At 68.3% G+C, this 25,599-nt stretch carries 23 protein-coding genes and 1 pseudogene; 6 read left to right on the top strand and 18 right to left on the bottom strand.

What is annotated here, in order from left to right:
• Positions 1–123 precede the first annotated feature (123 nt).
• Both ON41_RS43420 and ON41_RS12675 read left to right on the top strand, forming a co-directional pair.
• Complete coding sequence (locus ON41_RS43420; RefSeq protein WP_276325730.1) at positions 124–255, top strand: hypothetical protein; 132 nt, start codon at positions 124–126, stop codon at positions 253–255.
• A 114-nt stretch (positions 256–369) separates the two neighbouring features.
• A complete protein-coding gene (locus ON41_RS12675; protein ID WP_040747787.1) occupies positions 370–813 on the top strand; it encodes a 2-isopropylmalate synthase in 444 nt (147 codons plus the stop codon).
• A 73-nt stretch (positions 814–886) separates the two neighbouring features.
• Here the strand turns inward: ON41_RS12675 and trxA are convergent, their stop codons facing one another.
• Both trxA and ON41_RS43035 read right to left on the bottom strand, forming a co-directional pair.
• Positions 887–1,267: a thioredoxin gene (gene trxA, locus ON41_RS12680; RefSeq protein ID WP_040747788.1), complete on the bottom strand. Its 381-nt coding sequence runs from the start codon at positions 1,265–1,267 to the stop codon at positions 887–889.
• Positions 1,268–1,415: 148 nt separating this feature from the next.
• Positions 1,416–2,363 (bottom strand): annotated as a pseudogene (locus ON41_RS43035) (TIGR03564 family F420-dependent LLM class oxidoreductase).
• A 64-nt stretch (positions 2,364–2,427) separates the two neighbouring features.
• Between ON41_RS43035 and ON41_RS12690 the strand changes: the two are divergent.
• The gene (locus ON41_RS12690) at positions 2,428–3,060 is read left to right on the top strand and encodes a TetR family transcriptional regulator (RefSeq protein WP_040747789.1); all 633 of its coding nucleotides are present in this window, start codon (positions 2,428–2,430) and stop codon (positions 3,058–3,060) included.
• Between the two features lie 21 nt (positions 3,061–3,081).
• On the opposite strand, the gene ON41_RS12695 is transcribed toward ON41_RS12690, so the two are convergent.
• The 5 genes from ON41_RS12695 to ON41_RS12715 are packed head-to-tail and all read right to left on the bottom strand — an operon-like array spanning position 3,082 to position 9,382.
• The gene (locus ON41_RS12695) at positions 3,082–4,551 is read right to left on the bottom strand and encodes an aldehyde dehydrogenase family protein (RefSeq protein ID WP_040747790.1); all 1,470 of its coding nucleotides are present in this window, start codon (positions 4,549–4,551) and stop codon (positions 3,082–3,084) included.
• A gap of 35 nt (positions 4,552–4,586) precedes the next feature.
• Complete coding sequence (gene hmgA / locus ON41_RS12700; protein WP_040747791.1) at positions 4,587–5,885, bottom strand: homogentisate 1,2-dioxygenase; 1,299 nt, start codon at positions 5,883–5,885, stop codon at positions 4,587–4,589.
• Complete coding sequence (locus tag ON41_RS12705) at positions 5,882–6,943, bottom strand: lipocalin-like domain-containing protein (protein ID WP_040747792.1); 1,062 nt, start codon at positions 6,941–6,943, stop codon at positions 5,882–5,884. The genes hmgA and ON41_RS12705 overlap by 4 nt, the downstream gene beginning before the upstream one ends.
• 22 nt (positions 6,944–6,965) lie before the next feature.
• Positions 6,966–8,216, bottom strand: a complete 1,251-nt coding sequence (locus tag ON41_RS12710) for an oxygenase MpaB family protein (RefSeq protein WP_040747898.1) — start codon at positions 8,214–8,216, stop codon at positions 6,966–6,968.
• 23 nt (positions 8,217–8,239) lie between these two features.
• Complete coding sequence (locus tag ON41_RS12715; RefSeq protein ID WP_051161320.1) at positions 8,240–9,382, bottom strand: alpha/beta hydrolase; 1,143 nt, start codon at positions 9,380–9,382, stop codon at positions 8,240–8,242.
• Positions 9,383–9,492: 110 nt separating this feature from the next.
• Between ON41_RS12715 and ON41_RS12720 the strand changes: the two genes are divergently transcribed.
• Complete coding sequence (locus tag ON41_RS12720) at positions 9,493–10,050, top strand: Rv1363c family protein (protein ID WP_040747793.1); 558 nt, start codon at positions 9,493–9,495, stop codon at positions 10,048–10,050.
• Positions 10,047–10,550 carry a hypothetical protein gene (locus ON41_RS12725; RefSeq protein WP_051161322.1) on the top strand — a complete coding sequence of 168 codons (504 nt, stop codon included), beginning with the start codon at positions 10,047–10,049 and terminating at the stop codon, positions 10,548–10,550. Before ON41_RS12720 ends, ON41_RS12725 begins: the two co-directional genes overlap by 4 nt.
• Positions 10,551–10,564: 14 nt before the next feature.
• Here the strand turns inward: ON41_RS12725 and ON41_RS12730 are convergent, their stop codons facing one another.
• From ON41_RS12730 to ON41_RS12770, 9 genes are read right to left on the bottom strand one after another with little or no spacing between them, the layout of a single operon-like run.
• Positions 10,565–11,953, bottom strand: a complete 1,389-nt coding sequence (locus tag ON41_RS12730) for an MCE family protein (RefSeq protein ID WP_051161324.1) — start codon at positions 11,951–11,953, stop codon at positions 10,565–10,567.
• Complete coding sequence (locus ON41_RS12735; RefSeq protein WP_051161327.1) at positions 11,950–13,104, bottom strand: MCE family protein; 1,155 nt, start codon at positions 13,102–13,104, stop codon at positions 11,950–11,952. Before ON41_RS12735 ends, ON41_RS12730 begins: the two co-directional genes overlap by 4 nt.
• Positions 13,101–14,363, bottom strand: a complete 1,263-nt coding sequence (locus ON41_RS12740) for an MCE family protein (protein ID WP_040747794.1) — start codon at positions 14,361–14,363, stop codon at positions 13,101–13,103. Before ON41_RS12740 ends, ON41_RS12735 begins: the two co-directional genes overlap by 4 nt.
• Positions 14,360–15,394 carry an MCE family protein gene (locus tag ON41_RS12745; protein ID WP_051161329.1) on the bottom strand — a complete coding sequence of 345 codons (1,035 nt, stop codon included), beginning with the start codon at positions 15,392–15,394 and terminating at the stop codon, positions 14,360–14,362. Before ON41_RS12745 ends, ON41_RS12740 begins: the two co-directional genes overlap by 4 nt.
• Positions 15,379–16,401 (bottom strand): MCE family protein, encoded by a 1,023-nt coding sequence (locus ON41_RS12750; RefSeq protein ID WP_040747796.1) that lies wholly within the window; start codon positions 16,399–16,401, stop codon positions 15,379–15,381. The genes ON41_RS12745 and ON41_RS12750 overlap by 16 nt, the downstream gene beginning before the upstream one ends.
• Positions 16,398–17,576: an MCE family protein gene (locus ON41_RS12755; protein WP_040747797.1), complete on the bottom strand. Its 1,179-nt coding sequence runs from the start codon at positions 17,574–17,576 to the stop codon at positions 16,398–16,400. Before ON41_RS12755 ends, ON41_RS12750 begins: the two co-directional genes overlap by 4 nt.
• Positions 17,577–17,581: 5 nt before the next feature.
• Entirely contained in the window at positions 17,582–18,370 is a 789-nt protein-coding gene (locus ON41_RS12760; RefSeq protein ID WP_040747798.1) for an ABC transporter permease, read from the bottom strand.
• The gene (locus ON41_RS12765) at positions 18,367–19,158 is read right to left on the bottom strand and encodes an MlaE family ABC transporter permease (protein ID WP_051161331.1); all 792 of its coding nucleotides are present in this window, start codon (positions 19,156–19,158) and stop codon (positions 18,367–18,369) included. The genes ON41_RS12760 and ON41_RS12765 overlap by 4 nt, the downstream gene beginning before the upstream one ends.
• Complete coding sequence (locus tag ON41_RS12770) at positions 19,155–20,918, bottom strand: multicopper oxidase family protein (protein WP_040747799.1); 1,764 nt, start codon at positions 20,916–20,918, stop codon at positions 19,155–19,157. The genes ON41_RS12765 and ON41_RS12770 overlap by 4 nt, the downstream gene beginning before the upstream one ends.
• Positions 20,919–21,127: 209 nt before the next feature.
• On the opposite strand from ON41_RS12770, the gene ON41_RS12775 reads away from it, so the two are divergent.
• Positions 21,128–21,814, top strand: coding sequence for a TetR/AcrR family transcriptional regulator (locus ON41_RS12775; protein ID WP_040747800.1), 687 nt, complete (start codon positions 21,128–21,130; stop codon positions 21,812–21,814).
• Positions 21,815–21,885: 71 nt separating this feature from the next.
• Here the strand turns inward: ON41_RS12775 and ON41_RS41520 are convergent, their stop codons facing one another.
• Together ON41_RS41520 and ON41_RS12785 are read right to left on the bottom strand one after the other, a co-directional pair.
• Positions 21,886–24,588 (bottom strand): NACHT domain-containing protein, encoded by a 2,703-nt coding sequence (locus tag ON41_RS41520; protein WP_157185443.1) that lies wholly within the window; start codon positions 24,586–24,588, stop codon positions 21,886–21,888.
• A gap of 274 nt (positions 24,589–24,862) precedes the next feature.
• Positions 24,863–25,570, bottom strand: coding sequence for an SDR family oxidoreductase (locus ON41_RS12785; protein ID WP_040747802.1), 708 nt, complete (start codon positions 25,568–25,570; stop codon positions 24,863–24,865).
• Positions 25,571–25,599 lie beyond the last annotated feature (29 nt).

Genomic DNA, 25,599 nt, shown 5'->3' on the forward strand with positions numbered 1-25,599 from the left:
TATCGGTTGCTGAGTCGCCGTCGGGCGTTGGTGTCTCGTTCACGGAGGATTGTGACGAAGTTACTCGTTGGTTCCCCTGGTATGTGGTTGCCAAGGCGCTCGGAAGTCCATATTCTCGGTGCCGTGCCGAATCCCGCCGCAAGCCACAGCGCCGCGCCCGATGTCGCCGACCGCGACCGCGCGGCGCTCGATCCGCTGACCGCGACGGTGGCCGCTGCGCGACTTCTCGTAGTAACCCGCCGTAGCGGGGTCTGATTCGGACCGGCCACCTCGCTGCGGCCGTATACACCTTTCTTGCGCTGGTCCCCTCCTGTCATTTCAGACACGACTGTCACTCGGACACGACGAGACTTGGGAAGACCTAGTTCAATGACCATCACCATTGACACAGAAGACAACAACATGATCATCACCGCCGCGCCCAGAAGCCTGCGCTCCGAATGCGCCGGACTGTCCCACGCGGAATTCCTCGACCGGTACTGCGATCACACCGGCCCGGTGAAGCTCAGCGACTGGAACCGCGCCGGGCATCGGCACGGCGCGGAGTACACCGCGACGCTGGAGTTCGCCGACCATCTGCGGACCGTCGTCTCGGTCGGCAATCCGGTGGCGGCGCTCACCTCGGCCCTCTACGACGAGGGCTACCCGGTGGAGATCCTCTCGTTCCACCAGCGCCGCACCGAGGTCGGCACCGCCACCTTCGTGCAGTGCGAATTCAACGGCCGCCGCGGCTGGGGCGCCGCGATGGCCGACGACGGCGCCGAGTCGACCGTCCGGGCGATGATCGTCGCCGCCAACAAACTCGGCCGCTGACCGATACACGAAAAGCGCAGCGCCGCATTACCTTTCACTGGTAATACGGCGCTGCGCGGTATCGGCGCCGGGCCTAGCCCTGCGCGCCCTCCTGCTCCTGCTGCTCGGCGAGCTGCTTGCGCACCTCGTCCATATCGAGGGCCTTCACCTGGGTGACCAGATCGTCCAGGGCGTTCGCGGGCAGCGCACCCGGCTGCGCGAAGACGAGGACGCCCTCCCGGAAGGCCATGATCGTCGGGATGGAGCGGATGTTGGCCGCGGCGGCGAGGCCCTGCTCGGCCTCGGTGTCGACCTTGCCGTGCACGACGTCCGGGTACTTGTCGGACGACGCCTCGAAGGTCGGCGCGAACTGCTTGCACGGGCCGCACCAGTCGGCCCAGAAGTCGACGAGGACGACATCGTTCGATGTGACTATCTCGTCGAAGTTCTGCGTGGTCAGGGTCTGGGTGGCCATGTGATCCTCTCGTCCGTGTGTGCCCGGTACAACGCCCGGCACCTCCGTTATCTTCCGCCCCGTCCCAGCGGTGTATACCCACACCGTAGTCGCGTAAGCCCCGAGACCCCCAGCTCAGGAGGTCAGGGCCGTGCCACGTGCCCGGACGTCAGGTGCGTGCCGTCCGGCTCAGTTCGCCGAGCAGTGCCCAGGTTCGCTCCTCGTCGCGGGCGGATCCCAGTGCGGTCAGCGCGAAGATCAGCTCGTCGGCGCCCGCCTCGGCGTATCGGGCCACCGCGGCGGCCATGGTCTGCTCGTCGCCGATCACGGCCAATTCGGCTGGGGCGGAGATATTTTCGCGATCCAGCAGCGCGCGGTACACCGGCATCGCACCGTATCCGTCCATGGCCCGCGCGGCACGGTCTCGCGCACCGGCCACATCGGCGGTGACCACGCCGCCCACCATGCCGATCACGCGGGGCATGGGCCGCCCGGCGGCTGCGGCGTGCCGCGCGAGGGTGGGGATGGTGAAGTCGGCGAGGGTATCGGGACCGGTGAGCAGCGGGAGGGCGCCGTCGGCGAGTTCGGCCGCGACCCGCAGCGTCAGCGGGCCCGACGTGGCCAGCAGGACGGGGACCGGCGGGTTGACCGTCGGCATCATGCTGCGTGCCGGCGATCGGGCGATCAATGTCTCGCCGGTGTGGTCGACCGTGCCCGTATGGAGTAGATCTCCCAGGGCTTCGAGGTATTCGCGCAGCTAGCGGATGCGCGGGTGGGCGTTGCCGTAACCGGCGGCGATCTCCGGCATCGACAGACCGAGGCCGAGTTCGAAGCGGCCGCCGGTGGCCGCCTGTGCCGTCTGCGCCTGCATGGCCAGCGCGTTGGGGTGACGGGGGTGGATCGGAACGATCGCCGTCCCGACCGTGATGTCCGGCAGTTCGCGCCCGATCAGCGCGGCGACCGCCAGTGCGTCGTAGTCGAACCGCTGGGTCAGCCAGACCGCGGGCACGCCGAGATCGGCCAGTTTCCGGGCCTGGTCGAGCAGGTAGTCGACGGGGTTCACCCCCGGGGTGAGCTGGTTGTAGTAGTCGGTGGGCAGGGCAACGCCGATTCGCATGCCAACAAAAGTACACCAAGTTTACTTATGCACTCGGTTTACGATTCGGCTACGCTGTCCGGATATGACCACCGAACCGGGCCTGCGCGAGCGCAAGAAACAGGCCACGCGCGCGGCCATCTCCGACGCCGCCCTCCGGCTGTTCCTCGCCGAGGGGTTCGACGCGGTTCCGGTCGTGGATATCGCGGCCGCGGCGGACGTGTCCAAGCGCACGCTGTTCAAGTACTTCCCCGCCAAGGAAGACCTTGTCGTGCACCGGTTCGCCGACCACGTCGACGAGGCCGCCCGCACGGTGGAACGCCGGGCGGAAGGCCGGACGCCATTGGCCGCACTGCAGGCCGCCTTCCGCGCCGGGCTGGACAGCCGCGCGCCCAGCACCGGGTTGTGCGATGCGCCCGAGGTGCTGGCCTGCTATCGGCTGGTATTGGACACCCCGGCGCTGACCGCGCGGCTCGCCCGGTTCCTCACCAGCGGCGAGGCCGCGCTCGCCCGGGCGCTCGGGCCGTCGGGCGGACCGGACGCCCGGCTGGCGGCCGGCGCGATCATCGCGGTGCAGCGCAACCTCAGCGAGGCCAACTGGCGCGCGCTGGCCGCCGGACAGACTGCGGCACAACGACATCCGGTGGCGATCGCCGAGGCGGAACGAGGTTTCGACCTCTTGGACAGGGGCATGGGCGACTGGTTTCAGGTCGCCTGACTCGGCCCCCGGCAGACGTTGTCACAGGCCGATATGGACCGTTTTCTCCTCGGTGTCGGCCTCGATGCCGCTGCGGCCCAGTTCGCGGCCGATGCCGCTGCCCGCGCGGCCGCCCCAGGGCAGGGCGGGGTCGGGGACGCCCCAGCCGTTGACCCACACCGTGCCGACCCGCAGTTGCTCGGTGACGGTGAGGGCGCGGGAGAGGTCGCGGGTGTGGATCATCGCGTTGAGGCCGTACTTCGTGGTGTTCGCGAGCCGGACGGCCTCCTCGGTGGAGGAGAAGCCGATCACCGTCGCGACGGGACCGAAGATCTCCTCGCGCGCGATGGTCAGGTCGTTGTGGCCGCGGAAGACGGTGGGCTCCATGAAATATCCGGGCCGATCGAGCCGGTTGCCGCCGGTGATCAGCCGCGCGCCCTCGGCACGGCCGATATCGACGTAGCGCAGGATCTGGTCCAGCTGCTTGGCGTTGACGATCGTGCCCATGGTGCTGTCCGGGTCGAACGGGTCGCCGACGCGGGCCTGGTCGGCGGCGTCGACGAGGCCCTGGACCACCTCGTCGAGGCGGGATTCGTGCACCAGGACACGGGTTCCGGCCGCGCACACCTGGCCCTGGTGGTAGAAGTTGCCCATCGCGATCCAGGGCATGGCCTGGTCGAGGTCGGCGTCGGCGAAGATCAGCTGCGGCGCCTTGCCGCCGAGTTCGAGGGTGACCTTGCGGAAGGTGTCGCCGGCCAGGCTCTGGATCTGCTTACCGACCCGGGGACTGCCCGTGAAGGAGATCTTGTCGATGCCGGGATGCCCGGCCAGCGCCGCGCCCGCGATATCGCCGAGCCCGGGGACGACGTTCACCACGCCGTCCGGAATGCCCGCCGCCGCAAGGAGTTCGGCCAGCCGCAGCGTCGACAACGAGGCGTCCTCGGCCGGTTTCACCACGACGGTGCAGCCGACGGCCAGGGCCGGAGCGAGCTTCCAGGCGGCGATCAGCACCGGGTTGTTCCACGGCGTGATCGCTCCGACGACACCCAGCGGCTGGCGCAGCGTGCAGCCGAGGCGGCGCTGCGGGCCGAAATCCGGGAGCAGCGCGGTGGTTCCGGTGATCTTGTCGGCCCAGCCGGCGAAGTGCCGGAACGCTTGGGCGGCGGCCGGGATGTCACCGGCGACCGAGTCGTTGAACAGCTTGCCCATCTCGAGCGCCTCGAGGGCGGCCAGGTTCTCGGCGTCCTCCTCGATCAACGCGGCCGCGCGCGTGAGGATCCGGCCGCGTTCGACGCCGTCGGTCCGTGACCACTCCCCGTCCTCGAACTGCCGGCGGGCGGCGGAGACGGCGTCGTCGACGTCGGCCGGTTGGGCGGCCGCCACCGAGACGACGTGTTCCTCGGTGGCGGGGTTGGACGATGGGTAGGTCCGCCGGTCGCGGGCGTCGACGTGGCGGCCGCCGATCCGCAGCGTGGGGTCGGGGAGGACGATGTCGGGTCGGGTGGTGGTCATGTCGATCTCCGGATGTCGCGGCGAGCCTGGGGGATTCAGTTCGGTGGGGTGAAGTGCCGGCGCAGGCCGGCCCAGGAGGCGTCGTAGTCCCGCTGCCGATGCGGGGCGTCGTAGGCGAAGCCGGTGACCAGCAGCGGCCAGCGGGTCTCGATCATGAACGGGAGGGAACCCTCGAGCTTCTGGGGCGTCAGCTCGGCCGCGCTGGCCCTCTCGAAGGTCTCGCGGTCGGGTCCGTGGGCGGCCCACATGGTGTGCAGGCTCGCGCCGCCGGGCACGAAACCCTCGGCCTTCGAATCGTGGACGCCGCGGACCAGGCCCATGAACTCGGTCATCACGTTGCGGTGGAAGTGCGGCGGCCGGAAGGTGTGCTCGGGGACGGTCCAGCGCGGCGGGAAGGCCACGAAATCGGCATTCGCCTGGCCGGGGGTATCGGACGGCGAGGTCAGCACGGTGAAGATCGACGGGTCCGGATGGTCGAAGCCGACCGTCCCGAAGGCGTTGAAATCGTCGAGGTCGTACAGATAGGCCGCGTGCGATCCGTGCCAGGCGACCACGTCCAGCGGCGAGTGGTCGTAGTCGGCGGCCCACAGGTTGCCGCCGAACTTCTGGACCACCTCGACGGTGTCCTCGATATCCTCGTACGCCGCGACCGGATAGCGGAAATGCCGGGCGTGCGCGAGCCCGTTGGCGCCGATGGGCCCCAGTTCGGGCAGGGCGAACGGGCTGCCGTAGTTCTCGCACAGATATCCGGCGGCGGTGTCGCCGAGGAGTTCGACGCGGAACCGGATGGCGCGCCCGACGACGGCGAAGCGCCCGGGGCCGACGAGCAGCCTGCCGAATTCTGTGTGCACCAGTATCTCTCCGTCCTGGGGCACGATCAGCAGTTCGCCGTCGGCGTCGGAGAAGTACCGCGACCGCATCGACGCGGTGGCCCGATAGAGGTGGATCGCGACGCCCCGGCGTTGCAGCACATCACCGTTGGCGGCGACGGTGTACACGCCGTCGAGGAAATCCACGCCGGACGCACTGCGCGGCAACGGATCCCAGCGCAGCCGGTTCGGATCGGCGATACCGTCGCGGAGCGGCGCGCTGCGAAAGGTGCCGTTATCGATGCGACGGAACGGCGGATGGGCGGCCGAGGGGCGGATGCGGTAGACCCAGCTGCGGCGATTCACCGCCCGCGGTTCGGTGAACGCGGTGGCGGACAGCTGTTCGGCATAGAGCCCGTAGGGTGCGCGCTGCGGCGAATTCTGGCCCGGCGGCAGTGCGCCGGGGACGGCCTCGCTCTGATGCTGGTTCCCGAATCCGCTGAGATAGCGCAGTGCGCCGGTCATTTCAGCGCCACCAGTTCGTGCAGGGTGGTCCCGGTGCGTTTGTCGGTTCCGCCCTCGGTGTGCACTGTCAGCTCGAAGGCGGATTCGAAGCGGAAATACGCGGGGTGCCCGATGAGGCGATGGATCAGCGGTTTGATCGGGCGGGACCGCACGATCGGGAAATCGTCGATGATGTCGTGCGCGTGGATGACCGAGCCGACGGTCAGTCGCAACTCCAGCCGATCGGGGACACGCAGTTCGATCCATTCGGGGTACTCGCGCCCGGCCACGGGGTGAAAGCGCTTGGAGCCCTCGGTGAGAACCGTTTCGCCCGTGGACAGGACGATCTCGTCGCCGCGGGCGAGCATGAGGGGCGCGATTTCGTGCGCGCCGCGCTGCCGCTGCGTCAATACGTCGGCGAACAGCAGCGAATACTCGTCGTCGTAGAGCCGTCCCCAATGCCAGCGGTCGATGATCTTCTTCATATCGCCGACGCCCCAGTTGTGGTCGGCGTAGCCGCGGCCGGTGGCGTCGAGTTCTTCCCCGTCGATCCGGACGGTGCCGGTGACGCGGGCGCGGGGCGCGGGGACCACCCAGCCGAAGGAATTCCGCTCGTCGAACCGGGTCTCGCCCTGTCCGGGCATCCAGCCCGGCAGTTCGTTGTGGAAGTGCAGGTCGAACACCAGGCCGTCCTCGGCCAGATGGACGTGGTGGACCGGCAGCCCGTCGTCACGGAATTCCGTGTGCGCGTGATTGTCTCCGATACGGACGGCGAACGCGTCGAGTCCGAAGGAGGTGGCGCTGTGCGGATACTTCTTCGACACCTGCCGCCGGGCGCCGTCCGGGGTGTAGACCAGCAATTCGACCCACGGCTTGGAACGGGGCAGATCCTCGGGCCGGCGTTTGGTCAGGAATCCGACCACGACGTGCCCGGTATCGAGGCGGGCATCGAAATACCAGTGTTCGAAGGCGAGTGCGCTCGCGGCGGGATGTAGCGCGTTGTGGCGGGGCTCGACCTCGGTGAGAGCGCCGTCGCGGCGTCCCGGGCCGTTCCAGGCTTCGACGATATCGGTTGTCATGACTGTCTTTCCGTGAAAGGGGTCAGCGCCGCAACGCGCCGCTGGCGTCGAATTCCGCCTCGCGCCCGTGCATTTGGGCCCGATACCAGTTCTCCCGGTGCCACAGCATGACCTTCTCGTGCAGCCGGGCGAACGGCGGGCAGCAGCGGCGCGTGAGTTCCATCGCGGTGATGAGCGGAAACCGTGCGATCGGGATGACGAGCCACGGAAACGCCGGCGGCATCCGGTATTTGCGGCGCGTTCCCGGCGCCATGTACATGGCCGAATAGACGGAGTTGATGCGATAGTTGTACTTCTCGCGCAGCCGGTTCAGGCCGCGGTGGCCGTCGCGGGGAGCGAAGGCGGCCGGATAGGACTCGATCAGCTCGGCGCCGTGCCGCCCGGCGTCGTAGGCGCGCGACGCGATCGTCATCGCCAAGACCCGCAGCGAATCGACGACGGTCTCGGGATACCAGCCGACCCGGACCCCGAGCAGGTAGCCCAGATACCTCTGAAAGTGCAGCAGCGCACGGATTTCCGAGGGCGTGGTCTGGTATCCCAGCGCCCACAGGCCCAGGCCCGGGGTGACGCTGCCGCCGAGCAGGGTCAGCAGCTGGTAGGTCTGGCTGATCGGCAGACCCCACTTCTCGAGATCCCACTCCGGATGGTCGGCGACCCGCGCACGCACCGAGACGTGCATGACGCGCACCTTCAGCGCCGTCGCCCGCCCGGCCGATCCGGGCGTCAGCAGCGCGTCGGGCTGGGAGACATCGATCCAGAACCGGCAGGTCTCGAGGAATCTGCGCAGCGCGCTGTCCCCGGCGTATCCGCCGGCCAGCGACAGCGGTGTGGCGACGGCGGATTCGGTGTACATCTCCAGGGTCTCGGCCCCGGCGAAGCTGAACAGCATGGTGCCCCAGCGCCGCCAGATGGCCGCGCCCTGCTCCACCAGCTCCGGCCGCACCCAGTCCGGTACGGTCTCGAACTCGGCGAACAGCGCGCGCATCGCGTCGGGGGCGTCGGGCACCGAGTCGATGCCCGTGGCGAGCGCGGTCTCGAGCATGGCGCGGCCATGCTCCCGGCCGACCTCGCCGTGCAGGACCTCGGCGACGAAACGTTCGGCGACCGGATCGCCCGAGAACAGGTCCGCGCACAGCGCCCGCGCCTGCTCGTCGGTGGGGAACAGGGCTCCGCCGGTGAGCGATTCGACCAAACGTTCCAGCCGCCGGACCGCGGGCCGCTCCCGCGACTCCCAGTAGCGGAAGGCGGTCGGGCACGGCGCTGCCACCGTCATCGTGGATTCTCCTTCGTTCGGATTCACAGCAGTCGGCCCTCGAGCCAGGTGCGCAGCCGCTCGACGATCCGCGGCAGGCCCTCGGGCTGATCGACCAGGTAGTGATTGAGGTGGTCCATCTCGATCAGTTCCGCGTCCGGGTCGGCGCTGGCGGCGTGCATGGCGCGCGAGTCGCTGACGAAGGCGGCCTGATCGCCGCGCAGGCACAGCACCACCGTCGGGGCCCGCACCGAGGTCAGGTCGGTGAGCGCGTCGGCCCGCGAATGATTCACGCTCCACGTGCTGAGCCAGCTGCGCGCGGTGACGAATCGGGCCAGGCCACCGGCGCCCTCGTTGGCGGTGCGGGGATCGCCGTACATGCTGCCGGGCGCCCGGTCGCTCGGGTCCAGGCTCAGGTCGACGAAGCGCGGGTCGGCGACGGTGCGGTGCACGACGCGTCCCGGATCCGCGCCGGGCCGGTCGCGGGAGCGTCCCAGTTGCTCGCGGGCCCACTCGTCGATGCGCCGCACGCGGCGGTGCTGCGCGCGCCGGTACTCCTCGACCCACGCCGGATCCAGCGGGAGCGTGCGCGCGGGATCGTAGAGATCCAGGGCCGGATCGGTGCGGTAGGGATCGCTCTCGTCCACGACGGCCGGATCGATCCAGTTCAGCAGCACCCGGGCCCGCCCGGCGTGCGCACCGGCGAGCATCAGGCCGTCGGCGGGGATGAGCCCGTGCAGCGCAACGGGTTCCCCGGTCGGCGTGTGCGTGATGCCGGGGTTCTCGGCCTGCCCCTGATAGAAGGACACCAGCGGTCCGCCGCCGCTGAACCCGAGCAGGACGACCCGCGCGAAGCCGTGCTGCTCCTTCAGCCAGCGCACGCCCGTGCCCAGGTCCTCGGCGGCGCGCTCCATCAGCAGCGCCGGTTCGTTGGAGGCGTACCGGGTGTTCATCCCCATGATCGGGATGCCGGCGGCGGCGATGGCCTCGAGCAGGAAGTGCGACAGGAAATTCGACGCCGGATGCGCCATCAGCACCACGACGTCGCGCGAGAACCGCCGCGGTGTCACCAGATTGCCGTGCAGGGTCGGATAGTGGCGGCTCAATCCGGAGTGGATCTCCACCTTGCCGTCCTGGGCGGGGCGGTACGGAATGCGCTGGAAATGTTCCTCGACAGTGTCGGCCAACGTCGGCCTCCTGATCTCTTCCGACCGATGCTGCGATTCGGATCGCAATCGCGGACCGTACTCTATAGTACGTAATGACGGTACACCAGAGTATGTAGTGGAGGGTGCGGATGTCGGACATCGACGACGACATCGACGAGGCGTCACACTCGGAACCCTCGGAAGAGGTTCTCCCGCAATCCCGTTCGCGCCGACGCGTGCTGTCTTCGGTGGGTATCGCCGTCGTGATCGTGGCGCTCGCGGTGGCGACGGTGATACTGGCCGTCGATCACCGGGACGCGGCGCGGGACCGCGCGGATCGGTCGGCCTTCCTGCAGGCGGCCCGGCAGGCGGTGGTCAACCTGACCACGATCTCCTCCGACCACGCCGACGCCGATATCGCGCGCATTCTGGATGGGTCGACCGGCCCGTTCCGCGACGACTTCACCGCGCGCTCCAAGGCGTTCACGTCGGTGGTCCAGCAGTCGCACGTGTCGACCACCGGGACCGTCACGGCGGCCGGAATCGAATCGGCCTCGGGTGACGAGGCGAAGGTCCTCGTCGCCGCCACCTCCAAGGTCACCAATGCCGCGGGCGCGCAGAACGAACCCCGGGTGTGGCGGCTGCGCCTGGCGCTCCAGCGAACCGAGGGCCGCATCCTGGTATCGAACGTGGACTTCGTCGCATGAGCACGCGCACCGGGCGAGAGTTGTTGCGGCGGGCGCGTATTCCGGTGCTGGTCCTGGTGACGGCGGCACTCGTGATCACGACGGCCTGGTCGCTCGTGCGGTATCGCGAGGACGCCGCCCGCGCGAGCGCCGAAGGAGAGGTCGGGCGCGCGGCCGCCGACGCCGCGGCCGCGGTGCTGTCCTACAGACCCGATACCGTCGCCGACGACCTGGCCCGGGCGCGTACCCACCTGGGTGGCGATTTCGCCACGTACTTCGACGAACTCGGCACCGAGGTGGTCCGCCCCGCGGCCACCGGGCGGCACATGTCCTCCACGGCGACCGTCACCGCCACCTCGGTCGTCTCCGCCGACACCGACCACGCGGTCGCCCTCGTCTTCGTCAGCCAGGCGACCACGGCCGACGACCTGAAACAGCCCACCACCATGTCCAGCGCCCTCCGCCTGGAACTTCGCAAGTCCGGCTCTCGCTGGCTGGTCACCAAGCTCGACACGGTCTGAGTCCGCCGGCGGCATCAGGGTGGGGGCGCCAGCAGCGTGCGGAGGGGCACGGGGCCGACCGATGACGAATGTCGCAGGCCCGCATCGGCGTACAGGTTGCCGTCCGGGCCGACGTAGGTGCCGTCGGAGGGGATGTAGGTGGCGGTTCCCGCTATCGGGTGCGGTGGAGGCGGAGTACCGCGCGGCGGTTCGTCCGCGTTCGCGGCGTTGTCGTCCGATGACTCACCGGACGGGTCGCGGCAGAGCTGGACTGTGGCGGCGCGGCGGCCGGGGAACTCCATGCACGGGAGGTTGCGGGCGCCGCGGACGGCGCGGGGGTCGTCCGGCGCTACTTTGCAGTACAGGTTCTCCGGGGTTTCGGCGGTGTCGGTCTCGGTCGGGGAGCGGCGCTGGTCCGGAGGGAGGAAGCCCTCGATGCACGGCGGGGGATCGTTCAGCTGGTTGGCGAAGAAGGTGTTCTGGCCGGGGTCGTCGGCATTCGGCAGGCCCGCGGACTGCGTCGCGTCGATCAGCGGGGGATAGAGCACGAGGATCTGTTCCAGGGACGGGTTGTACACCGCCGCAACCTGTTCGACGGTCACCAGGTTCGACAGCAGCAGCGGCAGGGTGGGGCGCAGCTGCGCGAACAGGGCCGAGATCTCGCCGGCGGCGGGCGCGGCCTGTCCGATCACGCCGCGCAGGTGGCCGTCGCTGTCGCGCAGCTGCCCGGTCAGCGCCGCGAGCGACGAGGCCCACTGGCGGATCGCGTCGCCGGTCACGGTCTGGGTGTCCAGTAACGGGCCGAGTTGATCGATCAGTGTCGCCGCCGGCCGGCCCACCTGTGCCGCGGCGCGGGCCAGCTGGTGCAGGGCGTCGACCAGCTCGCGCAGCTGCGGTCCCACTCCGTTGACGGCGGTGAAGGTTTCGTCGAGCACCGTGCGCAGATTGCCGGGACCGATCGCGTCGAGCGACGCCTCGATGCGGTCGAGGATCACGCCGATGTCGGCGGGGGTCGAGGTGCGGTCGGCGGCGATCTCCGCGCCGTCGGCGAGGTAGGGCGCACCGTCGTGCCGGGGCACCAGGTCGACGTATTGTTCGCCGACCGCCGACATGCTGCGCACGGCCGCGTCCAGATCGGCGGGCACCTGGGTCGAGGACTTCAGCGACAGCGTCGCGCGGGCCCCGGACGCGGTGGTGTCCAGCGCGGTCACCTTGCCGATGGTGACGCCCCGATAGCTGACATCGGCATTGCGGTACAGCCCGCCGCCGTCACGCAGCTGCACATGGACCGTGTAGCGGCCGATTCCGGCGCGTTCGGGCAGCCGCGCGTATTCGGTCGCGGCCAGCGCCATGGACACCACCGCGATAACGGCGAATACCCAGAGCTTGCGCGGCAGCGGGCGCGGACGTCGGCTTCGCCTCATCGCGGCGCCTCCGGATTCAGCAGCCCCGGCAGGGGAGTCGGCGCGGTCTGCACGGGTCCGGGGGCGGTGTGGCCGACCACCGCCTCGAGCCCGCTCAACATGCCCTGGAGGGGCGTGCCCAGCAGCAGCGCGTTGTCGAGGGTGCGCAGCCGAAGGTCCAGTGTGACTTCACCATTGGCGTAGTCGCCGCGCACGGCGTTGGCGTAGGTGTCGATGGGGAAGGGGTAGGTGAGCAGGTAGCGCAGCGAATCGGTGAGCGAGGATCCCGCGTCGGCCAGCGACGCCAGCACCGGTTGCAGGTCGCGCAGTTCCGCGTCGAGGTTGTCGCGGGTGTTGCCGATCAGCGCGGTGGCGGTGCAGCCGAGATCGCCGAGCCCGGTCAGCGCGCGGGTGAGATCGACGCGGCGGTCGCGGATCACCGTCAGCGCCGGTTCGAGATGCGCTATGGCGGTGCCGATCTCGTCGTGACGGGCGGCCAGGCGCGTATTGAGCGCGTCGAGTCCGGCGATGGCGTCGACGATGTCCTGCTTCTGCCCGTCGAGCCCGCGCACCAGCGTGTCCAGCTTCGCGAGCAGATCGCGCACCGCGTTCTCGCGCCCGGACAGCGCCCCGTTCAGTTCGCTGCTGATGTCGTGAATCTGGGCCAGGCCGCCGCCGCTGAGCACCAGCGACATCGACGAGAGGGTCTGCTCGGTGGTCGGGAAACTGCCCGCGCGCGCCAAGGGGATCAGCGCGCCGTCGCGCAGTTCGCCCCGCGCGGGTTCCGTGGCGGGCGGGGCGAGTTCGATGTGCGTGCTGCCCAGCAGGCTGGTCTGGCCGAGCTTCGCGGTCGCGTTCTCCGGCAGCCGCACGCCTCCGTCCAGGCGGACGGTGACCAGGGCGTGTTGGCCGGACAGCGACAGCCCGGTGACGCTGCCGACGGTGACATCGGAGACCAGGACCGGTGAATTGCGTTGAATCGTGGACACATCCGGCATCTCGATGCGCACCGCATACGACCCCTCCCCGTGCCCGGCGGTCCCGGGCAGCGGCAGGGAGTTCACTCCGCGCCAGCCGCAACCACTCCCGGCGAGCACGACCAGTCCGAGGACGACCGCCACGATGCCGTAATGATGAACCCGCGTGAGGCGGCGTTGCCCGAGCGGCGTCATCGCGTACCTCCCGGGATCAGCAACTGCGCCAAAGGTGGTGGCAATTGCGCCAAAGGCGGCGGTAAAGATGGTGGTCGCGGGGGCTCGGGGGGAACGAGATCCGGTGTGCTGTAGGCGAGTTGGCCAGGCAACGCGCCCACTCCGCGTGACGGGTTCACCGCCAGCGGCGGATAGTCGGTGCGCAGCAGTTCGAGTAGCGGCCCGAGGTAGCGGACGCACGACCGGGCGCCCTGCTGGGCGTCGCTCCGCTCGGCCGCGGCGATCGCCGAGCAGACGAAGTTCACCGGATTGGCGAAGTTGCTCAGCGCCAGCGCCGACACCACCGCGTTGTGCGCCGGCTGGTAGATATTCTCCAGGTTGGCCAACGCGTTCGGCGCGACGTGCAGCACCTGCGCCAGCCCGTCACGCTGCTGGGCGAGCGTCCCCGCCACGGCCGAGAGGCCGTCGACGGAACCGCCGAGTCGCGCCCGGTTGTCGGCGACGAACCGGGTCACCTCGCCCAGCGCGCCGTCGAGTCCGGCGAGGGCGTCGCCCATATCGCCGCGATTGTCGGCGAGCAGCGTGGACACCGTGGCCAGGCGATTGTCTATCGCCACGATCTGCTGCCCGCTCTGCGACAGCGCGGTGACGAAGGTCTGCAGGTTGGCGACGATCGACACCAGGTCGCCGCGGCCCTCCGACAGGGTCTTCATCGCCGCCGACAGCGTGGTGAGCGTCTCGTGCAGGCTCGGTCCCGCGCCGCGCAGATCGGCGGCCGCGGTGTCGACGATCTGCCCGAGAGGTCCGCGCGGGTCGGTATCGGTCGGCCCGAGCGCCGTGGCCAGCCGTTGCAGCTGCGTCTTGATCTGGTCCCATTCCACCGGAACGGCGGTGCGTCCCAAGGGAATCGTGGCCCCGTCGGCCAGCTTCGGCCCCCCGGTGTAGACGGGTGTGAGCTGAACGAACCGGGACGACACCAGATTCGGCGACATGACGACCGCCTTGGCCCCGGCGGGCACCGGCCGATCCTTGTCGACGTGGAATCGCACCCGGACCTTGTCGCCCGCCGGCTCGATCGCGTCGATCCGGCCGACCGCGACCCCCATGACCTTCACCTCGTCACCGGCGTAAAGCCCGGTAGCGGAGGGGAATTCGGCGGTGAAGGAGTCGGTGGTCACGCGCGGCGCGACGATATACGAGCCCACCGCGAGCACGGCGAGCACCGCGACGACGGACACCCACACCAGCGGCGAGCGACGGTTGCCGGAACGCGAATTCATCGTCCCCCCTGCGGAATCCCCGGTGCGGGCGGACCCAGTGCCGCGTCGACATACGGCGCGATGATCTGCCCGGGAATCAGGTTCTGGATATAGGAATTGAAGAACGGCCCGCTCGCCACGGCTTCCCCGAGTTCGGTCATGTACGGGCCGAGACGGCCGATCGCGGTGGCGATATTGTCGCTGTTCTCGCGCAGGATGCCGAGCACGGCGTTGACCCGGTCCAGCGTCGGGCCCAGCTGTGCCTCGTTGTCGCGGACCAGCCCGTTCAGCTGCGTGGCCAGCGCGCTCACATTGGTGAACAGGGTCGATACGGCGGCGCGCCGATCCTGCAATTCGCCGAGCACGGCGCCGGCGTCGATGATCAGGGTGTTGAGCTGCCCGCTGCGCTGCGACAGCACCTCGGTGACCTTCCCGGCGTGCGCGAGCAGATCGCGCAGTTGCTGGTCGCGCTCGGCGATCGTCGCCGACAACCGGCCGACACCGTCCACGGCCGCGCGAATGTCGTCGGGGGTCTGCTGGAGAGTGCCGGCCAGTACGCGCATGGACCGGCTCAGCTGATCGGTGTCGATATTTCCGGCGGTCCGGTCGAGATCGCTCAGGGCGTCGGTGAGGTTGTAGGGCGAGGTGGTGCGCTCGACCCCGATGGTGTCGCCGGGCCGCAGCGCGCCCGTTCCGGCCGGTTGCAGGCGCAGGTGCCGGGCGCCGAGCACCGTCGCGGTCGCGATCCGCGCGGTGGTGTCACGGCCGGGCGTCACCCCGCAGCCGAGATCGAAATCGACTGCGACAGTGGCGCCCTCGATGCCGATGCGGCGCACGCTGCCGCAGTCGACACCGGCGACCTCCACGACGTCGCCGGTGCGCAGCCCGCCGCTGTCGGTGAACAGGGCCCGATAGGTGCTGTGGCTGGAGAGGAACGGCAGCGCCTCGATGTTCAGCGTCGCCAGCACCGCCAGCAGGATCACGGTGGTGCCCACCAGTCCGGCCCGGAAGGGGTCGCGAGTGTCGTTGCCGCGCATCATTTCGGAGCGCACCGCCCCGTGGTCTGCCCGATCAGCGGGGTGGTGACCGAGGCGCCGTCCGGTCCGTCGAGCTGGATCCGCAACCCGCACAGGTAGTAGTTGAAGAAGTTGCCGTACGCGCCGAGCCGGGTCAGCGCCGCGTAGGTGTCGGGCAGCCGCCCCAGCACACTGTCCAGGGTGCCGGATCCGGCATTCAGCTGATCGGCGGTCCGGCCGAGTTCGCCGACGGTGCCCGCGAGCGCCGGACGGTCGTCGGCCAGCAGCCCGGCCAGCGCGGCGGTCGACCGGTCGATGTGGTCCAGCGCCTGTCCCCAGGCATCGCTGTCCCGGGCCAGCCCGGTGGCGATCTGCTGCACGGTGTCCAGCGCCGAGGACAGTTCGGCGTCATGCTTGTCGATACTGCCCAGCACCGTGTCCAGGTTGGCGACGACGCGTCCGATCACCTGGTCGCGATCGGCGAGCGTGCTGGTCAGCGCCGCGGCGTGCACCAGCAGGGACTGCACGGTCCCGCCCTGCCCCTGCAAGACCGCGATCAGCTCGCCGGAGAGATTGTTGATCTGCACGGGATCGAGCCCGCGAAACAGCGGCTGGAAGCTGCCGATCAGCAGGTCGAGGTCGAGCGCGGGTGCGGTGTGGTCGAGCGGGATGGTGTATCCGGGGGAGACGGGCGCGGGATCGCCTGGGCCCTCCTGCAATTCGAGATATCGGTCGCCCACGAGATTCTGGTAGCGGACCAGTGCGCGGGTCGCGCTCGTGACGCGGTAGGTGTCGTCGACGTCGAGTTCGACGTGCCCGCGGTATCCGTCGCCGACGCCGACCGCGGCGACACGGCCCACCTCGACGCCCGCGACCCGGACGAAATCGCCCTTCTTCAAGCCGGAGACATCGGTGAACTCGGCGCGGTAGCCGTGCCCGGAGTCGAAGCGGAACTGGCCGAACACGACGACCAGCGCGGCCACGATCACCAGCATCGCGGCGGCGAACAGGCCGGCCTTGACGGTCGTCGCGGTACTGCTCATCGTGGCCGTCCCGGAGTCGAGGTGGTGTACAGCAGATCCAGCAGCGAACCCGGGACCAGTCGCCGGCCGCCGGTGCTGTCGCGGAAGGGATTCGCGCCGGTGTCGGCGACCACGTAGGGCGTGGGGACGTCGGCCATGGTCGTCTTCGGCAGCGAGCCACAGCGCGGGCCGCCGCTCGCGCGGACCACCGGCAGATTGTCGGGGTAGGTGTACGGGCTGGTGCCGAGCAGCAGCGTCGAGCGCAGCAGCATGCTGGCCCCGTTGCCGCCGGATACCGGCTCGGCGAGTGTGCGGGCCTCGTCGGCGCCCTGGAGGAAGCAGGTGATCTCGGGCGCGTACTCGCCGAGCAGCGAGGTCGTCGGATCCAGCAGCGTGATCGCAGAGGTCAGCGGGTCGGCATTGGCGGACAGGACCTGGGTGCCGGTGTCGGACATGCCGATCACGGCCAGCAGGACGTGGTCGAGGGTGTCGGCGGTGTCGACCAGCGTGTCGGCCGTGGTCGACGCCCGGGTGAGGGTGTCCGACAGGTCGTCGGCGGCGTCGGCGTAGATTTCGGTCGTGTCGGCGGTGGACCGCATGTCGTGCCGGAGCTGGGGGAGTAGCGGATCGATCTGCGCCAGAACGGCATTGGCGTCGTCGATGGCGCGCCCCAGGTCGTCGCCCTGCCCGCGCAGCGCGCCCGCCACCGCCGAGAGGGTGACGTTCAGCTTCGCCGGATCCACGGCCCGCAGGATCGCGGTCAGGGATTCGAAGACCGAGTCGATCTCGACGGTCACGGATCCGGCGCGGATCGTCGCACCGGCGGCGATGGATCGCGTGCTGGGGTCCGGCGGATCGGTCAGGGTGATGTACTTCTCGCCGAAGACGGTGGTCGAGGTGATGTCGGCGCGAGTGTCGGACGGCACGGCGGCCGCCGCGTGCCGGTCGAGCCGGACCTCGACCACTGCCCCGCCCGGCCCGTTCTCGACGCCGACGACGCGGCCGACCTCGACGCCGTGCCGCTTCACCAGCGCGCCGGACCGCAATGCCAGTCCGGCCCGGCCGGATTCGACGGTGATCGGCACCGCGGGCCGGAACGCGCCCCGGTACGCGGCGTAGGTCAGCGCGAGCACACCGGCCAGCACGACCGCGAGCCCGAGGGCGGCCGCCTTCTTCGCCAGCGCTTTCCATGTCATCTCGATCAGCCCGCCAGATGTAGTTGCCGGGCGCTGCCGTACAGCGCGAGCGAGATCAGCAGCGTCACCGTGACGACGCAGATCAGCGACAGTCGCACGGCCCGCCCGGTGGCGACGCCGACACCCGCCGGGCCGCCGCTGGTGTGGAATCCGTAGTAGGTGTGCACGAGCATCACCACCGCGGCCATCGCCATCGCCTGCGCGAACGACCACAGCACGTCGGAGGGATTGAGGAAGGTGCGGAAGTAGTGGTCGTAGACCCCGGCCGACTGGCCCAGCACCAGCACGGTGGTGATGCGGCTGGAGAAGAACGCCGCGACCACGCTGAGCGCGTAGAGCGGGACCACCACGATCAGCCCCGCCAGCAGCCGGGTGCCGACGAGGAACGGCACCGACGCGATCGCCATGGCGTCCAGCGCGTCGATCTCCTCGCTGATCCGCATCGCGCCCAGTTCCGCGGTGGTGCCCGCGCCGACGGTCGCCGCGAGGCCGACCCCGGCCGTGACCGGTGCGACGACCCGCACGTTGACGTACGCGGACAGGAATCCGGTGAAGGCCTCCACGCCGATCCCGCCGAGCGCGTTGTACCCCTGGACCGCCACGGTCGCGCCGGCGAAGAACGTCAGGAAGCCCATGATCACGACGCTGCCGCCGACCAGCGCCAATACCCCTGTGCCGAGGCTGATCTCGGAGATCAGCCGCAGCGTCTCGTCGCGGTAGGAACGCGCGGCCCGGCCCACCGACAGCAGGGACCGCAGGTAGAACAGGACCTGATCGCCGATCTGATCGATCATCGCCGCCCGCTTCCCAGTACCAGGCCGATCGAGGTCAGCACCAGATTGGCGACGAACAGCGCGACCGCGGCGAAGACGACGGTCTCGTTGACCGCGTTGCCGACGCTCTTCGGGCCGCCGGTGACCGACAGTCCCCGGTAGCAGGCGACGAGCCCGGCGATGGCGCCCGACACCGCCGCCTTGACCTCCGACAACGCCAGATCGCCCGAGCCGACCAGCAACGTGACGCTCGACGCGTACGACCCCGGCGACACGTTCTGCAGATAGACCGAGAAGAAGAAGCCACCGACCAGCCCGATCGCGCACACCGCGCCGTTGAGCAGCACCGCCACCACCGTCGAGGCGAGTACCCGCGGCAGCACCAGGCGCTGCACCGGGTCGATGCCGAGGACCTCGATCGCGGCGATCTCCTCGCGGATGACCCGGGAGCCGATATCGGAGGCCATCGCGGTGGCCCCCGCGCCCGCGACGACGAGAACCGTGACCAGCGGCCCGATCTGGGTGACCGCGCCCAGTCCCGCACCCGCGCCGGACAGGTCGCTCGCGCCGATCTCGCCGAGCAGGGAGTTCAGGGTGAAGACGACCAGGACGGTGAACGGGATCGACATCATGACCGTCGGCAGCAGTGACACCCGCGCCAGGAACCAGCACTGGTCGACGAACTCGCCCCAGGGAAAACGTTTGCGGCCCAATGCCTTCGCGGTATCCAGCGCCAGGAGGTAGAACTCGCCCAGCGAGCTGACCGCCGCGTGGACACCGGCGGTGGCCTTGGCGAGTGCGGCGGTCATTCGCGCACCACCCGGTACCGCAGCATCATGTCGTGGTCTTCGTGGTCGAGGAGATGGCAGTGCCAGATGTAGCCCTGCAACTCGGCCGCGTCGTGGGCGTGGTCGTGCGACGACCCGGAAAACGGTGCGTCGGGGTCGAATCCGAGTTCGTCGGCGGTCGGGAAACGGACGATGATCCGGGTGACCGTGCCGCCGTCGGCGCGGACGATGTCCTTACGACCTGCCTCCCACGCTGCGGGCGGCTGTTGCGGACCGGCCAGGAAATCCTCGGCGGGCGGCGTCCACTTCACCCCGATCGGCGGTTGCGGATCGGCCGCCTGGTAGTCGACGGTCCGCAGCGGCGCCCGCCCGAGAATGCGGAAGTTGACCAGGTGCAGGTGGATCGGGTGCGGGTCGGGGGTGATGTTGACGATATTCCACTGCTCGACCGTGCCCTGCCGGGGCATCTCGATCTCGGGGCTGTCGAAGGTGAGGTTGTTCAGCGACATGATCGCCGGCGGGACGCGCAGTTCGTAGGGCTGGCTGACGGTCAGCGTCCGGACGGCCGCCGGAATCTCCAAGGGCGGCAACGCCGGTGGCAGCCCGGGACCACCACGCAATCGATCCGGTACCGGCCCGGTGAATCCGCGCGCGCCGCCGGCCACGAACCGGCAGAACCGCGGCATCGCGACCTCGCCGAGGATGGCCGCCTGGAACACCGGCGGTTCGTCGTTGCACAGCTCCACCGACTCGCCCGGCGCGAGCCGTGAGAAGTCGACCAGCAGATCGATCCGTTCACCCGGCGCCAGTTTCACGCTGCGCACCTCCACCGGTGCGTCGAGCAGGCCGTGATCGGTGCCGATCACCCAGAACCGCATGTGGTTGCCGAAGAACAGATTCCACAGGCTGAACGACGCCCCGTTGAGCACCCGGAACCGGTACAGCCCGCGGGCGACCTCGCACCGCGGCCACACCGCGCCGTTGACGACCCCGACGTCACCGACCGCGCCGCCCTCCCACGCGCTCTGCGGCACGACGAGGGTCGAGCGGAGATTCTGGCGCCCGTCGGCGGTGAACAGCTTCTCCTGCAACAGCAGCGGCAGTTCGAACTCACCGGCGGGCAGGCCGAGCGGATTGCCGGGCTCGCCGGTGTCGAACTCGTCGCGCAGCAGGACCGTGCCCGCCAGTCCCGCATACACATTCGCGCGGGTGATGCCCATCGCGTGGTCGTGGTACCAGAGGTGGGCCGCCGGCTGTCGCAGCGGGAAACGGTAGGTCCGGTGCTGACCCGGGAATGTCGACTGCTGCGGGTGCCCGTCGCTGTCGGGCGGGGTCACGCCGCCGTGCAGGTGCAGGGAACACGGTGGTTTCGTCCGGTAGCTCTCGGCGACGCCGTGCATGCTGGTGTCGATATCCGCCGAGAACGGGTGCGGGCCGAGGGTATTGGCGAATCGGACGGTCAGCGGCTCGTCGACCCGGTGTTCGACGGTCGGGCCCAGATAGCTCTCGCCGCCGTAGCCCAGCGCGGGGACCTCGCCGAAATCGCGGTGGAATCGGTGCGTCGTGGACGCGGCGGCCAGGTCCAGCCGGTCCCCGCGCACCACCGGCAGCACCGGCAGATCGTCGACGTAGGGCCGCATCGGCGGCGAATGGAACAGCAGCGGACTCGCCACTCCGGGAGGCGCCCCGGCCGCGTGTATCGCCCGGCAGGACAGCGCCGCGGCGGCCATCCCGACGCCGGCGCCGCGCAGAAAGCCCCGGCGGCCGATCGGTCCTTGCATCACTGGGTCCTCTCCGGATGGCCTCGTCGCGCACCCGGCTGCAGCGAATATACCTTTTGGTATAGTCAACGGTACTTCGCTGAATGGTACACAGTCGCGGACGCCAGGCAAGCGGATTCCGAAGACCGCCGACCGGAACCGAGGAACCCCGATGTCCACAGCACCCCGCCCGCACCGGCCGGCCCGGCCGCTGACCTAGCATCGAAACCGTGGCAGCCGCAGATGTTCCCCCAGCACCGGCCGCCGGGAGCCCCTCCCCGGCCGAGTCGGAATCCGGCGCTCGCCCGCGACGGTCGAAGAAGGCCGAGGCGCAGCGGCGCGGGCGGAGCCGGACGCCGCGGCTGTCCTACGACGACTGGGTGGACGGCGCGCTCGCGCTACTCGCCCGCGAGGGCGTGGCCGCGATCAAGATCCCCCGGCTGTGCAGCGAGCTGGGTGTCACGAAGGGCAGTTTCTACTGGCACTTCGACGACCTCCAGCAGCTCATGGAGGCGATGGCCGACCGGTGGAGCGCGGTGCAGTCCGACGCCGTGCGCGCGCTCGGCGCGATCGATTCCATCCCGGTCGAGCAGCGGATCGAGAACATGGCGACGCTCCTGGTCGATCAGAGCACCTGGATCGTCGAGGCCACCGTCCGCGAGTGGGCCCGCACCGACCCGAAGGTCGCCGGCGCCGTACAAGCCTTGGAGCGCAAGGTCTTCGACATCGTGAACCAGACCATGCTCGAACTCGGCTTCGACGAAACCCAGTCCCGCCTCCGCGCCGGCGCCATGGTCTACCTCGGCATCGGCCTCATCCACGGCCGCGACAGCCTCCCCACCCCCACCGCCGAGGAAGCCCAGGCCGTCATCGACCTCCTCACCACCCCCTCCCAGCCCCGCCGCCCCCGCACCTAGCGGGTGGAAATGGCTGCCTGCCCGCGCGATTGCTTGGATATCCGCTCGGCCGGTGAGGTGCGGGTTGGAAATCACTCCTCGGTGATTTTCTGTTTCAAACGTACCCGTACTTTCAAGCGCCCTCCTGCGTTCACCTTTTCAAGGGTGATCTCACCCTCCCGCTGGTTTCGGCGAATGAAGTCTTGCCACTCGTCGAGACCGTACTCGAGAATCCAGTTGAGACTGACCTCGCCGTCCGGTGAGAAGTCACGCGCGATAACAATAACGGGTCCGCGCGAAAGGGCAATATGCGACTTGAAATAGCTATCGATCTCTCCGCCGTTGCTGTCCTCGGCCAAGCCGAGCGCTCGCTCGATACTCCACGGCCCTACCGCTAGTTCGGACCGGGTCAACAGTTGAAGCACCTGTTTATGTGAGTCTCCGATGAGGGCGCCCTCCGAGGAGTTCGATAGGTCGAGTAGTTCGACACGGCACGAACGCATCCGGAGCTGAATGCCCGGACCTACGACCAAGTGCTGGATATAGGCTTGGTCGAGGTCAACCTGAGCAGTTCCTCGGAGTTCGAGATAATCGACGGTGATCCGTCGCGCAATGCGAGGGCTGTCGCCTACTGTCCCGTAAACATTCGACCAAAGCTCACCGAGGCTTATTGCACCCGGTGATCTGTGCTCGAATGGCTCCGTGTTGGTAACACTCCGTTGTAGAGCTGCGATCAGCTCGTGGGGTTCCTTGAGCTGCTCAGTACGCCACATAGAGACGATCAGTCGCGCGCATAGCGCAGAGATGGGCACGGCCAAGAGTAGGGTGACCGCCTGTTTGATCGGCAGTCGAGCTACTTGTCGAGCAAGGAATTGTTCGGCTATCGCGAGATGAGTGAATTTGAACGAAAGATCGTCATCTGACCATTCGGCGCTCACACCACACAATGCAATCAGCCGACGTCCCTCTTCCTTGGTGAGTTCACGATCCAAAGCTGCGGAGGCCGCGAGTTCCAATTCTTCTTCTGAAATCTCTGGAACGGCCTTTCGTGCAGCCAATTCCGCTACCTCGGAAAAAATGTCGGCCAATGTGCTCGTGGCAAACAGATCGCCTCCTCGTGAACCTGGCATCTTTCGTCGTTCTCGTTGCAGGTAAACCTCGACAACGAAAGGCAGGAAATCGTATGAAGTGCCGGATCGCGCCCAAGCTGCAAAAGCTAAACAAAAGAATGGTGTCGTGAGCAGTTGTCGAGTCTCGGCCGGGGTGTGCTCCCATGTTGTATCTACCGCTAGTTGACTTGTGAGCTCACGCAACTGCTCGGTCCGCCATGGCAAAAGCTCCAACGCTGTCACGTGTGGTGGCCAGTCCATCGCGTCACGAAGTGCCAAATTCTGCCGAAGCCGGGCTTCCCAGTAGCTCGACCTGGCCGAAAGAATGACCGTTCCTTTGCCGCGTAGTGCATCGAAAATAGGTTTTAGCCCAGTCAGCGGGTTGTCGTAGGTGCGGAATCCGAGCAACTCGTCGAAACCATCGATTACCAGGATTGCCAGGCCTGCGCGACACAGCGCCAGTATCGAACTCTTGTCGACAATCCGTGTGCGAGGCATCCCGGAGTCCAGCAAAGTATCGAGACTTTGAGCCGTCGATCCACTCGATGAGATATAGATTGCGATGGGTTTCAGCCCACCTCCGGGCGAAAGTGACTCCCGAGCGAACTGCAGCAAACTGTGCGTCTTGCCGGAGCCGGCTTCACCGGTCAGTGTTATAAGATTGGTTGCAGCACTATATATGTTTGTCCGCGCGGTTATCCGATTGCATACTTCGGTAATAGTAGCCGCGCGTCCGTCCCCGAAAATGCCAGCGGCGACATGGACCTGGGCGGGGACGTTAGGGATGTGTCGCTTGAGGTCCGGGAATAACTCCTCGCTGATCTGACTCTGCAACTCAACCGAATCCTCGAGCTCTTCTAGAAGACGCTCTTTCAGCAGTTCCCAGTTACATATATCAGCTAAGAACTCCTTGTAAGGTCTGGGGCCGGAGTCGGATCGCCAAATCCGAGCATGGTCGACGTCGATTTCAAAGTTGTCGACCCGGCGGGAGGCGCCGCTGGAAGTGCGCAAATCCCATCTCGCCACGATCGGGCCCGGAGGCTCGACGAGGATTTGGATCGAATTTCGTTCGGCAAATCCCCGTAGATCCTTCTGAATGTCCAGCGCGTAGCTTTCCGACAGTCGGTCACCACTTTGCGGCCCGAGTCTCTGCAATGAATCCAGAATCTCAGCGTCGGTTATGTCGGTAGCTGGGCCTCTTCGGGGCCAGTAGGTGGCGAATGCGGCTGAATAATCGTTCAATATGGCGAGTTCTCCACGGATTGTGATGAAGAACGGTTCGAGCTTTATAACGTGCCGGTGATCATAAATTTCCGAGATGTGACTCGCATTTTGCGTCACCACCTGATCGAGTATCTCATAGTCGATATTCTCCGGATCAGGGCCACCGTGGAAAACCTGGTTACGCATCTTGCGTACCGAAGCGCCTCCGGCGATCTCGGTGTTGATGCCGTCCGCGACGTCGAGCGCGAGGGACTCGCAAGCGTCACAGTTGAAAAACCGCTTGTTGAGGATGATGTATCGAGACCAGGTGTCGAGTGATCCCGGAGTGGTCAATCCTGTCGGTTCGTCGGCCGCTGCAGCACACATCAGACCCAACACGCGCAACTGAAACTCGACGTGGGCCAGGGTCTTTAGCGGATTCTGCTGCTGATCCGGCGCGGCGACCAAGTCCGCTATGGTCAACTCGTCTCCTGGTGGCTATCGGCTATGTAGAGAAACATTCTCCCATGACTGCGCCGCCGCCGAGGCGAGATGGTAAGTGTCGATCGGAAACCCTCGGGTGTAATTCGTTGCCCGTCGCGGGCTTCGGTCATAGGGTGACCTGCTCGCCTCGGGCAACAGAAATACTCGCACCGACACCGGTCTCATCAATTGGTTCAGGCAAATCATTCCGCCGTTGGCTGGTCTATGTGGCTGCACCAGCTATGTGTCGCAACCGGCGGTGCGGCCGCCGGGCTTAGGGCAGGGGTGCGGGGCGGTAGTGGGTGTCCGGCCGGCCCGGCCGGACCACCAGTTCGGTGCCGGGTTCGCCGAGGCGCAGGAGCCGCACCGCCGCGGCGGCGACCGTCTCGGCGGGCAGCATCGGAATTCCGGCCGCGCGGAAGCGATCTCGTCCCGGCGCGGTCAGGGGCGTGTCGACCAGCCCGGGGCAGACCGCGCCGAGGGTGATGTTCTCCTCCGAGAGGGGGCCGGACAGGGAGCGGACCAGGCCGATCACGGCGTGTTTGGTCATGGTGTAGACGGGGTCCTGGGGTGTTGCCCGGATCGCGGCGAGGGAGGCGGTGACGGCGATGGAGCCGCCGCCCCGGCGGCGCATGACGGGGAGGGCCGCGCGCAGGCCCCACATCACCGCGTGCTGGTTGATGCCGACCACGCGGTGGTAGCGGTCGAGGTCCAGGGTGGCGGGGTCCTTGTCGGCCGAATTCGTTCCGGCGTTCAGCACCAGGAGGTCGAGGCGGTCGCCGGCGAGAGCGACCGCGCGCGTGGAGGTTTCGGGATCGGTCAGGTCGCCGACGACGGCCTCGCCACCGATCCGGTCCGCTACCTCCGTGACGTGGGGCTCGCGGTCCACGACGACGCACCGGACACCGTCGGCGGCGAGCAACCCGGCCACGGCCGCGCCGATTCCGCCCGCCGCGCCCGTGATTACTGCCGTCTCGTGCATCGGCGTCCCCTGCCTGTCGACCGTGTCGC

Origin of the sequence: Nocardia transvalensis NBRC 15921, from assembly GCF_000308875.1 — a bacterium.
In the GTDB taxonomy this organism is placed as follows: domain Bacteria; phylum Actinomycetota; class Actinomycetes; order Mycobacteriales; family Mycobacteriaceae; genus Nocardia; species Nocardia transvalensis.

Excerpts from the sequence above, each read along its gene's own strand:
- ON41_RS12675 (WP_040747787.1), top strand. The coding sequence starts at position 370 with ATGACCATCACCATTGACACAGAAGACAACAACATGATCATCACCGCC.
- trxA (WP_040747788.1), bottom strand. The coding sequence starts at position 1,267 with ATGGCCACCCAGACCCTGACCACGCAGAACTTCGACGAGATAGTCACA.
- ON41_RS12690 (WP_040747789.1), top strand. The coding sequence starts at position 2,428 with ATGACCACCGAACCGGGCCTGCGCGAGCGCAAGAAACAGGCCACGCGC.
- ON41_RS12695 (WP_040747790.1), bottom strand. The coding sequence starts at position 4,551 with ATGACCACCACCCGACCCGACATCGTCCTCCCCGACCCCACGCTGCGG.
- hmgA (WP_040747791.1), bottom strand. The coding sequence starts at position 5,885 with ATGACCGGCGCACTGCGCTATCTCAGCGGATTCGGGAACCAGCATCAG.
- ON41_RS12705 (WP_040747792.1), bottom strand. The coding sequence starts at position 6,943 with ATGACAACCGATATCGTCGAAGCCTGGAACGGCCCGGGACGCCGCGAC.
- ON41_RS12710 (WP_040747898.1), bottom strand. The coding sequence starts at position 8,216 with ATGACGGTGGCAGCGCCGTGCCCGACCGCCTTCCGCTACTGGGAGTCG.
- ON41_RS12720 (WP_040747793.1), top strand. The coding sequence starts at position 9,493 with ATGTCGGACATCGACGACGACATCGACGAGGCGTCACACTCGGAACCC.
- ON41_RS12725 (WP_051161322.1), top strand. The coding sequence starts at position 10,047 with ATGAGCACGCGCACCGGGCGAGAGTTGTTGCGGCGGGCGCGTATTCCG.
- ON41_RS12730 (WP_051161324.1), bottom strand. The coding sequence starts at position 11,953 with ATGAGGCGAAGCCGACGTCCGCGCCCGCTGCCGCGCAAGCTCTGGGTA.
- ON41_RS12735 (WP_051161327.1), bottom strand. The coding sequence starts at position 13,104 with ATGACGCCGCTCGGGCAACGCCGCCTCACGCGGGTTCATCATTACGGC.
- ON41_RS12740 (WP_040747794.1), bottom strand. The coding sequence starts at position 14,363 with ATGAATTCGCGTTCCGGCAACCGTCGCTCGCCGCTGGTGTGGGTGTCC.
- ON41_RS12750 (WP_040747796.1), bottom strand. The coding sequence starts at position 16,401 with ATGAGCAGTACCGCGACGACCGTCAAGGCCGGCCTGTTCGCCGCCGCG.
- ON41_RS12755 (WP_040747797.1), bottom strand. The coding sequence starts at position 17,576 with ATGACATGGAAAGCGCTGGCGAAGAAGGCGGCCGCCCTCGGGCTCGCG.
- ON41_RS12760 (WP_040747798.1), bottom strand. The coding sequence starts at position 18,370 with ATGATCGATCAGATCGGCGATCAGGTCCTGTTCTACCTGCGGTCCCTG.
- ON41_RS12765 (WP_051161331.1), bottom strand. The coding sequence starts at position 19,158 with ATGACCGCCGCACTCGCCAAGGCCACCGCCGGTGTCCACGCGGCGGTC.
- ON41_RS12770 (WP_040747799.1), bottom strand. The coding sequence starts at position 20,918 with ATGCAAGGACCGATCGGCCGCCGGGGCTTTCTGCGCGGCGCCGGCGTC.
- ON41_RS12785 (WP_040747802.1), bottom strand. The coding sequence starts at position 25,570 with ATGCACGAGACGGCAGTAATCACGGGCGCGGCGGGCGGAATCGGCGCG.